Annotated in this window: 12 protein-coding genes and 3 pseudogenes; 6 read left to right on the top strand and 9 right to left on the bottom strand. The window is 67.6% G+C overall.

Features of this window, described 5'->3' with window-relative positions; translation table 11 throughout:
- Positions 1 to 92 precede the first annotated feature (92 nt).
- The 3 genes and pseudogenes from FND50_RS09105 to FND50_RS09095 all read right to left on the bottom strand — a co-directional run.
- A complete protein-coding gene (locus tag FND50_RS09105) occupies positions 93 to 1,052 on the bottom strand; it encodes a hypothetical protein (protein WP_144285510.1) in 960 nt (319 codons plus the stop codon).
- Between the two features lie 9 nt (positions 1,053 to 1,061).
- The gene (locus tag FND50_RS09100; RefSeq protein WP_260851025.1) at positions 1,062 to 1,367 is read right to left on the bottom strand and encodes a Rid family hydrolase; all 306 of its coding nucleotides are present in this window, start codon (positions 1,365 to 1,367) and stop codon (positions 1,062 to 1,064) included.
- 105 nt (positions 1,368 to 1,472) lie between these two features.
- Positions 1,473 to 1,892: pseudogene (locus FND50_RS09095) on the bottom strand (transcriptional regulator); the annotation flags it as partial.
- 127 nt (positions 1,893 to 2,019) lie between these two features.
- Here FND50_RS09095 and FND50_RS09090 point away from each other — a divergent pair.
- The 3 genes from FND50_RS09090 to FND50_RS09075 all read left to right on the top strand — a co-directional run bounded on the left by FND50_RS09090 (position 2,020) and on the right by FND50_RS09075 (position 3,935).
- A complete protein-coding gene (locus FND50_RS09090) occupies positions 2,020 to 2,799 on the top strand; it encodes an acetoin reductase (protein ID WP_144285509.1) in 780 nt (259 codons plus the stop codon).
- Positions 2,800 to 2,891: 92 nt separating this feature from the next.
- Entirely contained in the window at positions 2,892 to 3,125 is a 234-nt protein-coding gene (locus FND50_RS09085) for a hypothetical protein (RefSeq protein WP_005258415.1), read from the top strand.
- 465 nt (positions 3,126 to 3,590) lie between these two features.
- Complete coding sequence (locus FND50_RS09075) at positions 3,591 to 3,935, top strand: hypothetical protein (RefSeq protein ID WP_144289008.1); 345 nt, start codon at positions 3,591 to 3,593, stop codon at positions 3,933 to 3,935.
- 94 nt (positions 3,936 to 4,029) lie between these two features.
- On the opposite strand, the gene katG is transcribed toward FND50_RS09075, so the two are convergent.
- From katG to FND50_RS09055, 4 genes are all read right to left on the bottom strand, one after another.
- The gene (gene katG, locus FND50_RS09070) at positions 4,030 to 6,258 is read right to left on the bottom strand and encodes a catalase/peroxidase HPI (RefSeq protein WP_144285508.1); all 2,229 of its coding nucleotides are present in this window, start codon (positions 6,256 to 6,258) and stop codon (positions 4,030 to 4,032) included.
- A 36-nt stretch (positions 6,259 to 6,294) separates the two neighbouring features.
- Positions 6,295 to 6,738: a Fur family transcriptional regulator gene (locus FND50_RS09065; RefSeq protein WP_005243590.1), complete on the bottom strand. Its 444-nt coding sequence runs from the start codon at positions 6,736 to 6,738 to the stop codon at positions 6,295 to 6,297.
- Between the two features lie 115 nt (positions 6,739 to 6,853).
- Positions 6,854 to 7,267 (bottom strand): hypothetical protein, encoded by a 414-nt coding sequence (locus FND50_RS09060; RefSeq protein WP_144285507.1) that lies wholly within the window; start codon positions 7,265 to 7,267, stop codon positions 6,854 to 6,856.
- Positions 7,268 to 7,356: 89 nt separating this feature from the next.
- Complete coding sequence (locus tag FND50_RS09055; RefSeq protein WP_260850947.1) at positions 7,357 to 7,590, bottom strand: hypothetical protein; 234 nt, start codon at positions 7,588 to 7,590, stop codon at positions 7,357 to 7,359.
- A gap of 183 nt (positions 7,591 to 7,773) precedes the next feature.
- On the opposite strand from FND50_RS09055, the pseudogene FND50_RS37570 reads away from it, so the two are divergent.
- A pseudogene (locus tag FND50_RS37570) lies at positions 7,774 to 8,194 on the top strand (hypothetical protein); the annotation flags it as partial.
- A gap of 33 nt (positions 8,195 to 8,227) precedes the next feature.
- Here FND50_RS37570 and FND50_RS09045 read toward each other — a convergent pair.
- Together FND50_RS09045 and FND50_RS09040 are read right to left on the bottom strand one after the other, a co-directional pair.
- Positions 8,228 to 9,010, bottom strand: a complete 783-nt coding sequence (locus tag FND50_RS09045; RefSeq protein WP_144285506.1) for a TIM barrel protein — start codon at positions 9,008 to 9,010, stop codon at positions 8,228 to 8,230.
- Between the two features lie 5 nt (positions 9,011 to 9,015).
- Positions 9,016 to 10,071: a Gfo/Idh/MocA family oxidoreductase gene (locus FND50_RS09040; protein ID WP_144285505.1), complete on the bottom strand. Its 1,056-nt coding sequence runs from the start codon at positions 10,069 to 10,071 to the stop codon at positions 9,016 to 9,018.
- Positions 10,072 to 10,211: 140 nt separating this feature from the next.
- Between FND50_RS09040 and FND50_RS09035 the strand changes: the two genes are divergently transcribed.
- Both FND50_RS09035 and FND50_RS09030 read left to right on the top strand, forming a co-directional pair.
- The gene (locus tag FND50_RS09035) at positions 10,212 to 11,237 is read left to right on the top strand and encodes a LacI family DNA-binding transcriptional regulator (protein WP_144285504.1); all 1,026 of its coding nucleotides are present in this window, start codon (positions 10,212 to 10,214) and stop codon (positions 11,235 to 11,237) included.
- 139 nt (positions 11,238 to 11,376) lie between these two features.
- Positions 11,377 to 12,809: pseudogene (locus FND50_RS09030) on the top strand (IS1380 family transposase).
- Positions 12,810 to 12,906 lie beyond the last annotated feature (97 nt).

Below are 12,906 nucleotides of genomic sequence, written 5' to 3'. Positions count from 1 at the left end.
TCGGCGTCGATGAAGGCGCGGGCGGTCTTTCGAAGGCTTCGTGGTCGTCGTAGTTCGCGCGGCGCACAGCGCCCACGCCATACCTTGTTGGTTCAGATACCGAGTTGCATGGGGGTGTGCTGGCCGCCCGGCAGCGCCCCGAGCGCGCCGACGGCGTGCACGATGCGTGCGGCGGTACCCGGATAGGGATCGAGTGCCGGGGTGATGCTCAGGGTGCACTCGGAGCCGTCGCCACCGATCGCGGTGACCGTCAACGAGCGCTCGTAGCCCTCGAAAGACCCCTTGGGCAGTCCCTTCCATGCGATGCGGACGCGTTCGCGACCGTCGTGGACCACCATCGCGGCCTCGTCGAAACCCACCCTGTCGCCCGGGCTGATCTGGATGCCCGCCACCTCGGTGGCGGCGTCGGCCGTGACGTATCCGCCGTACACCTTCGACTCGTACCCGGTGAGGCCGAGGACATCGGCGATCATCTCCGCGGATTCGTGCAGCACCCCGCCCACAGGACCGGGTTGACCGTCTGCGAGTGTGCCGAGGCCCATCTCGTCGGCAAGGACGCCTCGGCCCCACGCGGTGATGTCGGAGCAGGATTCGCCGATGATCGAGACCGGCGCGGGCAGCGCGCTGCTCAGCAGTGCAGGCAGCATGCCGGTGCCGACGATGCGCGCACCGGTTCCCTCGGCGCGCGTCTGCAACCGCGAGTACATCTCGGGATCGAGCTTGACCCGGGGATGGACGAAGCAGGCGTGTACGAGGTCGACACCGGCATCGGCGCACAGTTCCATCGCCCGATGCAGGACTTCGCCTTTCAGGCCGGCGTAGGCCAGGACGTCGAAGTCGCCGGAGCGGATCGCGCCCACGAGGTCGGTGGTCGCCGTGATACCGGTGGCTCGCCCCCCGGTGAGTGTGCCGATGTCCTGGCCGGCCTGCTCATCGAAGAAGACCATGGCGGTGGTCAGCGTGTGCGGGCTCGCCTCGATGGCGCCGACGAGCTGGGCGGCGGCGCGTCCGGTTCCGTAGAGTCCGACCCGGCGTGACTGCGTCGAATTCATTACCGCTCCTCAGTCGTTGGCGTAGGCGACGACGCGGACTTCACACAGCAGCTCCGGGCGGGCGAGGTGTGTGACTCCGATGCCGGTCCAGCAGGGATACGGTTCCTTGATGTATTCGTCCTTGACCCGGCCGAAAATTTCACCGTCACGGGCCATATCGGTGTGATAGGTGAGCAGTTCGAGAATGTTGTCCATCGAGGACCCGGCCGCTTCGAGGGCCTGCTTGACGCCGTCGAACGCGAACCGTGCCTGGCCTCGATGCCGTCGGCGGGCGCCGAGGTGGCCGGGTCGATCCCGACCTGACCGGACACCCAGATCAGGTCACCGACGCGGGTGGCCGTCGAGAAATGCAGGTCATTGTGGTAACGCTCTGCACGCGGTCCGGGATAGAAGTTCTGACGCTTCGACATCGGGAAAAGGTGACCCTTCGCGCCACAGCACCACCCCGTCGGCGTCCGCGATCACCACGATGAAGTTCGCGTCTTCCGCCACCTGGGTCAACGTGTCGCGAAGCTCGGGAAGGACCGATTGCAGGGCAGTTCGCGTCCGCCGGGCCTCGACCTCGGCATAGTCGGCGAGCACCACGTCCTCGCACCGGTCGGGGCTGACCCCGTCCGCTTGTAGCCGCGACCACGATCGGCCGACCACGTCGCGCGGCTGCGCGGGCGGTTGCCGTCCCGACAGCACGGCATCGTGCACTTGACTCAACAACCTCGCGTGCCGAGGCAGATCGACGCCCGAGCCGACGGCGGGAAGGCGGTGCCGAACCGAACCGGTAGCACTCACCCGGCCGAGCCTACCGGGGATGTGGGTGCTCGACCAGAGCCGGGCTCCGACCATTTCGATTGGGGGCGAACGCAATCGACGGCGGTCGGGACCACAGTGCAACCGAGTGCAACCCTTCAATACCCGCCCTCGTGATGCTTGGCTCTCCTGTGAGGACCGTCACAATGGACAGGAGCTAGGGATGAGCATCAAGGGCAAAGTCGCGTTGATCACCGGCGCAGGCCAGGGCATCGGACGCGCGATCGCGTTGCGATTGGCGTCGGACGGCGCCGACATCTCGCTCGTCGACGTCAACGGCGACCGGGTCGATGCGGTGGCCGACGAGGTCCGGGCCGCGGGCGCGAAGGCGATCCCACTGGTCGCCGACGTGACGGACCGCGATCAGGTGCAGTCCGCCGTCGACCGGACCGAGCGCGAACTGGGCGGATTCGACATCATCGTCAACAACGCGGGAATCGCCCAGGTCAACCCGATCGCCGACGTCACACCGGAGGAGGTCTCGCGCATCCTCGCCGTGAACGTCGAAGGCGTGCTGTGGGGAATCCAAGTCGGGGCAGCCAAGTTTCGAACACGGGGGCATGGTGGAAAGATCATCAACGCGTCGTCGATCGCCGGCCACGAGGGATTCGCGATGCTCGGCGTGTATTCGGCGACCAAGTTCGCGGTCCGCGGACTCACCCAGGCTGCGGCGAAGGAGTACGCGTCCGACGGCATCACCGTCAACGCTTACTGCCCCGGCGTCGTCGGCACCGACATGTGGGTCACCATCGACGAGCGGTTCTCGGCCCTCACCGGCGCACCGAAGGGGGCCACGTTCGAGAAGTTCGTCGGCGGCATCGCCCTCGGACGCGCGCAGACACCCGAGGACGTCGCCGCGTACGTCTCGTATCTTGCCGGGCCGGATTCCGACTACATGACCGGGCAGGCGGGACTGATCGACGGCGGCCTGGTGTACCGATAGGCCACCACTCGCAGCGGGGTTTCACGCCCGAATTCGCGGGTAGACGGACGTAGGGTGATGCGACAGCTCGTCCGGGGATGAAAGGGGCAGCCGTGGACGTCGACGACCTGGTGGAGCGCACCGCTCGGTTGCGGTTCGATCTGCAAGCACTCGAAAACCGCATCAAGGAGTTGACCGACGCGTTCGACACACTCGACCGCACCACCGACGGCGCTTCGAAGGAACAGGTGATCGACAGCCTCAGCGATGCCCGGCTCGACCTGAGCACTGCGGACAGGCACCTCGAGACCGCAGTGCGAAACGCCGAGAGGCTGTCGACCACCTGAACCCTGCGTCGGACGACTGGCTCGTCATGTCGTCGACCCCCGCGCACCCCAGACAACCCGATCCCACCAACTGCTGAGCGGACTGGGATCCGGCCACCGGATGGGCTCGTCCTCGCGCAGTTCCGTAACGCGATGTTGCGCACTCTGATTCGATGATCCGCCTTCTTCTCGATGCACAGCACTGCACCTCCCGAATTCCTGCGCGCCCGTCACGGGCGCGGCCCACTGTGCAATCCGGAATTTAGCACCGCCGCGTCCGAACGACCAGCTTTCCGACGCAGTAACCGTTTGATAGCGACCGTCCAGGTTTCGGCGAGCAGCATCGAAACTGGCACTCATGACCGCCGAGTGCTAAATTTCTGCTGCACAGTGGTGGATGCGCTCGCCGAGGTGGCGGGCCATTTTGACGATCACGGGAGGTGTGTTGCTGTGCTGCGTTCCGATCGACTCGCCGAGGCTCGGCCGATGACCCGATCTTTGCTGGAAGTCCACAACGGATCGTCGCGACGCAATCCCGACAGCTCCCCGGCACGACTCCCCCGGCTCGCCAGACCACATCACCTGCAGGGCGAACACTGGAGCGACATCTCGGTCATGCTGGGAGCACTGTCGATAGTGATGTTCTGGATGTTCGGATTCGGCATCGTTCTCGGCGTCTGCGCCATCGCTGCCGGCATCGCCGCCAACCGACACCCTGCCGTCGAAGGAAGCGAGCCCAAGTCTCTGGAAGCACTGCTGGGCATTCTCACCGGCGCTTTCGGAATCGCCGCCGGCACAGTCTTTCTCACCGCGGCGCTCCCACACCTCTGACATACGCCGCAAATCTGGCCCGACACCCGGCGAGGATCAACTCGCGGGTGCCGGGCCAGATGACGGTTGATCGGCCGAGGCCGATCAACCATGATCAGTCTCGGTCGAACCGGTCGAGGTTCATCACCTTGTTCCAGGCAGATACGAAGTCCTGCACGAACTTCTGCTGCGCATCGTCGGTGGCATACACCTCGGCGAGAGCGCGCAGTTGCGAGTTCGAACCGAAGACGAGATCGACGGCGGTGGCGGTCCACTTGGCGTCACCCGCGACACGGTCGGTGCCTTCGTAGACGTTCTCCGCCGAGGCCGAACCCTTCCACTGCGTACCCATGTCGAGGAGGTTGACGAAGAAGTCGTTCGTCAACGCTTCGGGCCGGTCGGTGAAGACGCCGTGCTTCGTTTGACCGAAGTTGGCGTTCAGTGCACGCAGGCCACCGACGAGAACCGTCATTTCCGGAGCGGTCAGGTTCAACATGTAGGCCCGGTCGACCAGAAGTGCCTCGGCAGGCAACTTCTCCCCCTCTCGGAGGTAGTTGCGGAACCCGTCGGCCCTCGGCTCGAGTACGGCGAACGACTCCACATCGGTCTGCTCCTGTGTGGCGTCGGTACGACCCGGCGTGAACGGGACCGTGATGTCGTGGCCGGCGTTCTTCGCCGCCTTCTCGACCGCCGCGGCGCCGGCCAGCACGATCAGATCCGCGAGCGAGACCTTCACCCCGCCGGACTGCGACGAGTTGAAGTCCTGCTGGATCTGTTCGAGGGTCTGCAGGACCGTGGCCAGCTCGGTGGGGTTGTTGATCTCCCAATCCTTCTGCGGCGCAAGCCGGATTCGCGCCCCGTTGGCGCCGCCGCGCATGTCGGTGCTGCGGTGGGTGGCTGCCGACGCCCAGGCGGTCGACACGAGCTGGGAGATGGACAGACCCGAGTCGAGGATCTTGCCCTTGAGCGCGGCGATCTCGCTGTCACCGATCAGCTGGTGATCGACTGCGGGGACCGGGTCCTGCCACAGCTGCGCCTCCGGAACCCACGGGCCGAGGTAGCGCGTGACGGGCCCCATGTCGCGGTGCAGCAGCTTGTACCACGCCTTGGCGAACTCCTCGGCGAACTCCTCCGGGTGATCGAGCCAACGCCGGGTGATCTTCTCGTAGGCCGGGTCGACGCGCAGGGAGAGGTCCGTGGTCAGCATCGTGGGGGCACGCCCCGCCGACGAATCGAACGGGTCGGGGATCGTGCCCGCGCCTGCGCCGTCCTTGGCGGTCCACTGCCAGGCACCCGCGGGACTCTTGGTCAGCTCCCACTCGTAGCCGTACAGGACTTCGAGGAAGCTGTTGTCCCACTTCGTCGGTGTGGGGGTCCACACGACCTCGAGACCACTGGTGATCGCGTCCTTGCCCACGCCGGTGCCGTAAGCACTCTTCCAGCCCAGGCCCTGCTGCTCGATCGGGGCGCCTTCCGGTTCCGGACCGACCAGGTCGGCGTCGCCTGCGCCGTGGGTCTTGCCGAAGGTGTGGCCGCCTGCGATCAGCGCGGCGGTCTCCACGTCGTTCATCGCCATGCGGCCGAACGTCTCCCGGATGTCGCGGGCGGCCGCCAGTGGATCCGGCTGGCCATTGGGTCCCTCCGGGTTCACGTAGATGAGACCCATCTGCACGGCCCCGAGCGGACCCGAGAGTTCGCGATCGCCGCTGTAGCGCTCGTCGCCCAGCCAGGTGTCCTCGGGACCCCAGTACATCTCCTCGGGCTCCCAGATGTCCTCGCGGCCGAATCCGAACCCGAAGGTCTTGAACCCCATCGACTCCAGGGCGCAGTTGCCGGCGAAGACGAGAAGGTCCGCCCACGAGATCTGCTTGCCGTATTTCTGCTTCACCGGCCAGAGCAGCCGGCGGGCCTTGTCGAGGTTCGCGTTGTCGGGCCAGCTGTTGAGGGGGGCGAAACGCTGGGCGCCCTGACCGCCACCGCCGCGACCGTCCGCGATGCGGTAGGTGCCGGCGGCGTGCCAGCTCATCCGGATGAAGAGGCCGCCGTAGTGACCGTAGTCGGCGGGCCACCAGTCCTGCGAGGTCGTCATGAGATCGATGACGTCGCGCTTGAGCGCCTCGACGTCGAGCTTGGCGAACTCCTCGGCGTAGTCGAAGTCCTCGCCCATCGGGTTCGACTTCGACGTGTGGGCGTGCAGCACCGACAGCTCCGGCTGGTTCGGCCACCAGTCGCGGTTCGTCCTCGGGCGGTTCGCCGCCGGAGTGGGAGACGGGATTACGGGGTTTTCACTTTCACTGGTGCTCTGAGTGTTTCCCTCATGAGCGACCGGGCAGCTATCGGACACAACATTCCTTCCGGGAGAGACCAAACTGGGCTGTGGTCATGGGTTCGATCGAGAAGTCTGTGATGTCGAGCAGTCGGGGCACAGACCCCAGTAGATGACCTCGGCCTCCTCGACGAGGAAACCGTTGTCGTCGGACGCAGTCAGGCAGGGCGCCTCGCCGACGGCACAGTCGACGTCCGCAATGACCCCACACGACCGGCAGATGACGTGGTGGTGATTGTCTCCGACCCGCGACTCGTACCGAGCAACGGAGCCGGGCGGCTGAATCCGCCGCACCAATCCCACAGCGGTCACTGCGTGCAGCACGTCGTACACGGCCTGCCGGGACACCCCTTCCAGAACGGTGCGCACCGCTCCGAAAATCGTCTCCGTATCGGCATGTGGACGCGCGTGCACGGCCTCCAACACCGCGACCCGCGGGCGGGTCACGCGAAGCTCAGCCCCGCGCAGCAGCGCTGCGTAATCCGGCATCGACGGCACCCACCCACTATGACTCACTTTTCTGGACTCAGCCAAGACTTTGCGGAAACATTTTGCCGTGACTTCGAATCACGCATATATGGCCCGGTGGCCGACCGCTGCTCCGGCAAACCCTTCAGGGAAGCTCGAAGGTGTCGACGACCGTGGGCACCGAATCCGGCGACGACAGTCCGATCGTGCCGCCCGACGGCACGAGGGAGAGTCCGCCCCCGCCGCCGCCCGGCGGCTCGTCCGCCTCGCCGGTGCCACCGATCCGCCCCCCGGCGGCGCCCCCACCACCGCCGTACCAGCCGACCCCACCTCCGCCCCCGGCCCCGATCCCGTCACCGACGGCCGCCGGGAGCGTCGCCCCGGAACTTCCTGCGCTGCCGCCGTATCCGGGACCACCGGCAAGCCCCGCCGGGCTCGACCCGTCGGATCCGAACACGCCCTGTCCGCCGCCCTCCGCGAACGAGCCGTAGCCCGACGGTGTCGCCCCGCCGCGCGCACCGCCTCCCGGCGCTCCCGCATCGCCGCCGGGCGACACCATCCCGCTCGCGGTCGACCCGCCGCCGTGCCCGTTCTCGCCGACCCGGACGTACCCCGTCGATCCCGGAACGAGCCACGCGTCACCACCGGCTACCGCTCCCCGGCGATGACGACGACGGCCAGGAACGGACGTGGAAGCACCACCCCCGGTCTGATCATGTCTCCCGCACCGGGGGTCACCGCGGCGACCAGGCCACACAGCAGGACCCACCCCGGCGGCACGAAGCCGTCGCGTTGCGCGACAGCCGCACCGGCGATGGCAACGACGGCGATGTGCGCGAACACCGGCACAGCGAGCGGGTAGTCGTACTCACTCTCCGCCACGCGTCGACGAAAAAATGCCGTCACCTGCACACGACCAGCGCAGGCGAAGACCCCCACCCGCAGCGCGTCCTCTCCGGAGCGGAGACACCCTCCGCCCACGGTAGGAGACGAGAACGCGACCGTGGCACGGCGAAACCGCTGCCGCGAATCCGTAGCGTTGCCGTCATCAACGGAACTACGGAGGTGGCCGAGATGTCGTGGAACGATTTCCGTGCACGCCGGGCGGTACTGGAAGAGATACTGGCGCGCGCACGCCGACCCGGCATTGGCGTTGCGGTTCGACGAAGTGCCCGGCGCGATCGAGCTTTTCGGCTCGGCCGACAACATCCTGCTCTCACTTCAGCACCGGTGGAGCAATCACCTCGCGGCCCGCCTCGACCAGGCGGTCGAGGACGGCACTCCTGTGAATTCGACGTGGAAAGCGCTGGCCGCCGAGCAACCGGCGTTGCGCGCGCTCCTCGACACCGCGGCCGCGTCCTCCCTGCCGTTGCGCGGGTCTCAGCGCGCGGAGCAGCGGATGATCGAGGCCCACCACACCGGACGCCTGTCCGGCCACGGGATCGAGCAGCGACCGATCGGCGCGCGAACGCCGACGACGACCCCGCGTGACAGACGGGTAGCCGGCCTCGGGATTTCGCTAAGGGTGCGCGAAGGCCGCCTCGAACGCGTCGAGCGCGTCGTCCGGATCGTTCTTCGCCCACCCTTCGAGTCCCACGACGCCGGTGTAGCCGATGTCGCGGAGGGCGGCGGCGACAGCCGGGTAGTGGATTTCGCCGGTTCCGGGTTCACAGCGTCCGGGGACGTCGGCGACCTGGATCTCCCCTATGTAGGGCAGCGCCTTTCGGACGAGTTCGATGAGGTTCCCCTCGCCGATCTGGGCGTGATAGAGATCGAGATTCATGCGTAGGTGTGGGCTGTCGACCGCCTGGACGAGAGCGAGAGTGTCGGCCGCGGTCGCGAACGGGGTACCGGGATGATCGACGGCGAGGTTGAGGTTCTCGAGCGTGAACACCCGCCCCGCCTGTCCACCGAGTTCGGCAACCTTCCGCAGAGTGTCGGCGGCGGTGAGCCACATTGCGGGCGTGACCGTTTCGACCGGCCGGAGGGGCAGGCCCCGGTTGTCGAGTCCGGTTCCGTGCAGGTTCAACCGCGGGCAGTCGAGCCGTTTCGCGACGTCTAGGGACTGCTGCGCCGTGGTGAGCAGGGCCTCGATGCCGTCGGATTCGGTGAGGTTGCCCTCCAGATAGCCCGTCATCGAGGAGAATTCGGCGCCGACGGCGGCGAGAGCTTCGATGTCCTTGGTGGACCAGTCCCAGATCTCGACCTGGAGTCCGCGTTCGGCGATGCGGTGCACGCGGTCCAGGAACGGCAGGTCGAGGTAGAGCATTTCGGCGCTGGCGGCGAGCGTGTACGTGGCCATCGGTGTCATCCGTCCAGGTCGACGGCGGAGCCGGTCTCGACGCTGCGGATGGCGGCGAGTGCGATCGACAGCGCGGTGCGGGCGTCCCGGCCTGTGACGACGGCCGGTGTGTGGGTGCGGATCGCGTCGACGAAGGCGGTCAGTTCCCCCACGTACGCGGAGTGTAGGAGGTCGGTGTCGCGGCGCGCGGTGTCGGCGTGCAGCCCGTCGGGGCCGTAATAGGTCATGTCGGTGCTGAGCCCGCTGCCAGCGGTGACCATGCCGCCGGAGCCGAATACCTCGCCGCGCACGTCGTATCCGTACAGCGCGCTGAAGCTCGCCTCCGCCGTGGCGATGGCACCGTTGCCGAATTGGACGGTCACCACTGCGGTGTCGAGGTGGCCCGCGCTCTTGGCCTCCGGTCGCACCAGGGCGTCGGCGACCGCGTGCACCCGCACCGGGCGGGCGCCGGGGTTGAGGAAGCAGAGCGTGTCGAAGTCGTGAATGAGCGTTTCGAGGAAGATCGTCCACTGCGGAACGCGTGCCGGATCAGCGGTGTACGGCCCGGGATCGCGGGTCAGCGAACGTAGCAACTGCGGGGTTCCGACCTTCTGCGCGTCGATCGCGGCGCGCGCGGCGGCGAATCCGGGAGCGAATCGGCGATTGAACCCGACCTGCAGGACGATGCCGGCGTCGGCGGCCGCCGCGATGGCGCGGTCGGCGTCGGCGAGGGTCACTGCCATCGGCTTCTCGACGAACACGTGCTTGCCGGCGGCCGCGGCCGCGACGACCAGGTCCGTATGACTCCGCGCGGGGGCGGTGATCAGCACCGCATCGACCTCGTCGCTGGTGAGGATGTCGTCGACGGTCGTGGTGGCGAGCGGCGCCCCCAACGCGGTGGCGAGACGCTGCGCGGACTCGCCGACCGGGTCGCTGACCGCGACGAGCGACGCCCCGGGAACCAGACGGGCCACGATCTCCGCGTGATTCGAGCCGATGCGCCCGGCACCGATCAACGCGATGCGTACCGGGTGGGAAGCGGGCGCCGTCGAGTGGACGGTTGCGGCTTCGGTGAGTGACATGGGTGCGCTCCAGTGCAGTGGAAGGGGAGTTCGAAGCGAACTAGTACGTTCTAGTTCTAGACCGTAGAACTCGTGCGATCATTGGTCAAGAGCAGCTTCGAGCGAAACGGCACGGGGCCCGGAAGACAGGAGCCGTGCACGTGGTCGAACCGGTGGCGGGATCGACCGGTGGCGCTCGTCCGACAATGGGCGACGTCGCGCGCGCAGCAGGAGTCTCCACAGCGCTCGTCTCGATCGTGATGCGCGGGGTTCCCGGCGCCAGCGAGGCCACTCGCAGGCGGGTGCTCGACATCGCCGACGAGATGGGTTACGTGCCGGATCGGCGCGCGCAGAAATTACGGCAGGCCAGTTCCCGGCTGCTCGGAGTCGTCTTCGAACTGCAGCAGCCGTTCCACGGCGACCTCGTCGAACAGATCTACGCCGCGGCCACCCGCCGGGGATACGACGTGATGCTCAGCGCGGTCGCCCCGAGCCGTGCCGAGAAGGTCGCCGTCCAGGCGCTCATGCGGGAGCGCTGCGAGGCCGCGATCCTCCTCGGCACCCGGTTCGACACCGATGCGCTCGGCGCCCTGGCCGATCGCGTGCCCACCCTCGTCGTGGCGCGCGCAAGCGGTCTGCCCGGAGTCGGTGCCGTGCGGGGAGACGACGTCGCCGGAATCACCCTGGCCGTCGACCACCTCACCGAACTCGGGCACCGGAACATCGCCCACATCGACGGCGCCGACGCGCCCGGCGGCGCCGACCGGCGGGCCGGTTTCCTGGCCGCGATGCACCGGCACGGACTGTCGGCTTCGGCAACGGTCGTGGCGGGCGGCACGACGGAAACCGAAGGCGCAGAAGGCATGCACAAACTTCTGGAACTGCCCACTCCCCCGACCGCCGTCGTCGCCTTCAACGACCGATGCGCCACCGGCGTGCTCGACCTACTGGTCCGCCGCGGCCGGGACGTGCCCGCCGACATCTCCGTCGTGGGCTACGACGACTCCCGCCTGGCGCGGATTCCGCACGTGCAGATGACGACGATCTCGCAGGATGCCACACACATGGCCGAAGCCGCCGTCGACGGAGCGCTGGCTCAGATCGCCGGCGGCAAGGCGATCGACCTCGTGCTCGCGCCGCACCTCGTTCGCCGCGCGACCACCGGCCCTGTCGCACATCACGACTGAGGTCAGGAGCCTGCGTAAACCTCGATGCACCGATTCGAATGAGCGCCTGAGAGTGTCATAACGTCGAAATACCCTGTCGTAGTGGAAGAATAAGACTTCTCTAGGGTCAGATTCAGCCACACCGAAGGGCATCTCGTAGATGGAATTATCTCACACCCGACCCGTCGCTGCGGCCAGGTTCGACGACCCCAATCTCGTGGCGACCGCGGGGCTGGTCCCGGTGATTGCGTTGGCGCAGGCCAGCGGCCTGCTCACCCTCGCCGACGAGCACCTGAGCGTGCCGACCGACAAAGGCGCCAACGCCGGCCGCAAGATCGGGTCCCTGGTCGGCGGGATGGTCGCGGGCGCCGACAGCATCGCCGACCTGGGCATCCTGCGGCACGGGGCGATGGGGACCGTCTTCGACCGCCCCTATGCCCCGTCGACGTTGGGCTCGTTTCTGAGGGAGTTCACGTTCGGGCACGTCCGCCAGCTCGATGCCGTGGCATCCCGCGTGCTGATCGGCCTTGCCGACCGGACACCGGTGGTGGCCGGGATCGACGCCGGGCGAGTGCTGGTCGATATCGACGACACGATCATCGAGGTCCACGGCCACGGCAAGCAAGGGTCCGGGTACGGCTACTCCGGGGTGCGCGGGCTGAACGCACTGCTCGCCACTGTCACCACGCAGACCGCTGCGCCGGTGATCCTCACCCAACGCCTACGCCGAGGAGCCTGCGGCTCCGCACGTGGCGCGGCCCGCATGGTCGCCGACGCCCTGACCACCGTCGACCGGCTGCGTTCCCAGGCCGGCGGGGCGGGTGGAGATGGGGCGCCGAAAGTCCTGATGCGGTGCGATTCGGCGTTCTACGGCCATCCCACCGTCGGTGCCGCGATCCGCGCGGGCGCGGACGTCTCGGTCACGGTGCGCCTGACCTCCACCATCAAACGGGCGATCGCCTCCATCGACGTGGACGAGTCCGCGTGGACGCCGATCGAGTACACCGACGCCGTCTACGACGAGGACACCGATACCTGGATCTCGCGGGCGGAGGTCGCCGAGGTACCGTTCACCGCGTTCGCCTCCCAAAGAAGGCCCACCAGATCCCCGGGCGGCTGGTCGTACGCCGCATCCCCGACCTGCGACCACCCAAGGACCAGGGCCAGGGCACGTTGTTCGACATCTGGCGGTTCCACGCCTTCTTCACCACAACCGACCCCACCGACCTCGACACCGTAGCCGCCGACAAAACCCACCGCGGGCATGCCGTCATCGAGCAGGTCCACGCGGACCTGAAGAACTCCGCCCTCGCGCATCTCCCGTCGAACTCGTTTCAGGCGAACGCCGCCTGGCTCGTCGCCGCGGTGATGGCCTTCAACCTCACCCGCGCCGCCGCCACCCTCACCGGCGATCCCAAGCTGACGAAGGCGACCACCGGCACCATCCGGCGCACCCTCGTCTCGGTCCCCGCACGCATCGCCTCCTCCGCCCGACGCCTGACGCTGCACCTACCAACCCACTGGCCCTGGGAAACAGCATGGATAACTCTGTTCGACAACACCTTCGGTCGCACGCAGCCGATCATCGCCTAACAGCCACCCCACCTGCCCAGCCTCGACGCGAAAGACCCAGTGGAACAACCCGACCCACAGGTCGGACGATCACCCACGCCCGTAACCTACTCGCTAC

It is taken from the genome of Rhodococcus sp. WB9, from assembly GCF_007558985.1.
GTDB lineage: Bacteria > Actinomycetota > Actinomycetes > Mycobacteriales > Mycobacteriaceae > Rhodococcus_F > Rhodococcus_F opacus.
This window is presented reverse-complemented; position numbering and strand designations above follow the sequence as displayed.

Bases quoted from the DNA above. Each gene is read 5' to 3' on its own strand.
- FND50_RS09105 (WP_144285510.1), bottom strand. From the start codon at position 1,052: ATGAATTCGACGCAGTCACGCCGGGTCGGACTCTACGGAACCGGACGC.
- FND50_RS09045 (WP_144285506.1), bottom strand. From the start codon at position 9,010: ATGGCCACGTACACGCTCGCCGCCAGCGCCGAAATGCTCTACCTCGAC.
- FND50_RS09075 (WP_144289008.1), top strand. From the start codon at position 3,591: ATGACCCGATCTTTGCTGGAAGTCCACAACGGATCGTCGCGACGCAAT.
- FND50_RS09040 (WP_144285505.1), bottom strand. From the start codon at position 10,071: ATGTCACTCACCGAAGCCGCAACCGTCCACTCGACGGCGCCCGCTTCC.
- FND50_RS09060 (WP_144285507.1), bottom strand. From the start codon at position 7,267: ATGGTGTCGCCCGGCGGCGATGCGGGAGCGCCGGGAGGCGGTGCGCGC.
- FND50_RS09090 (WP_144285509.1), top strand. From the start codon at position 2,020: ATGAGCATCAAGGGCAAAGTCGCGTTGATCACCGGCGCAGGCCAGGGC.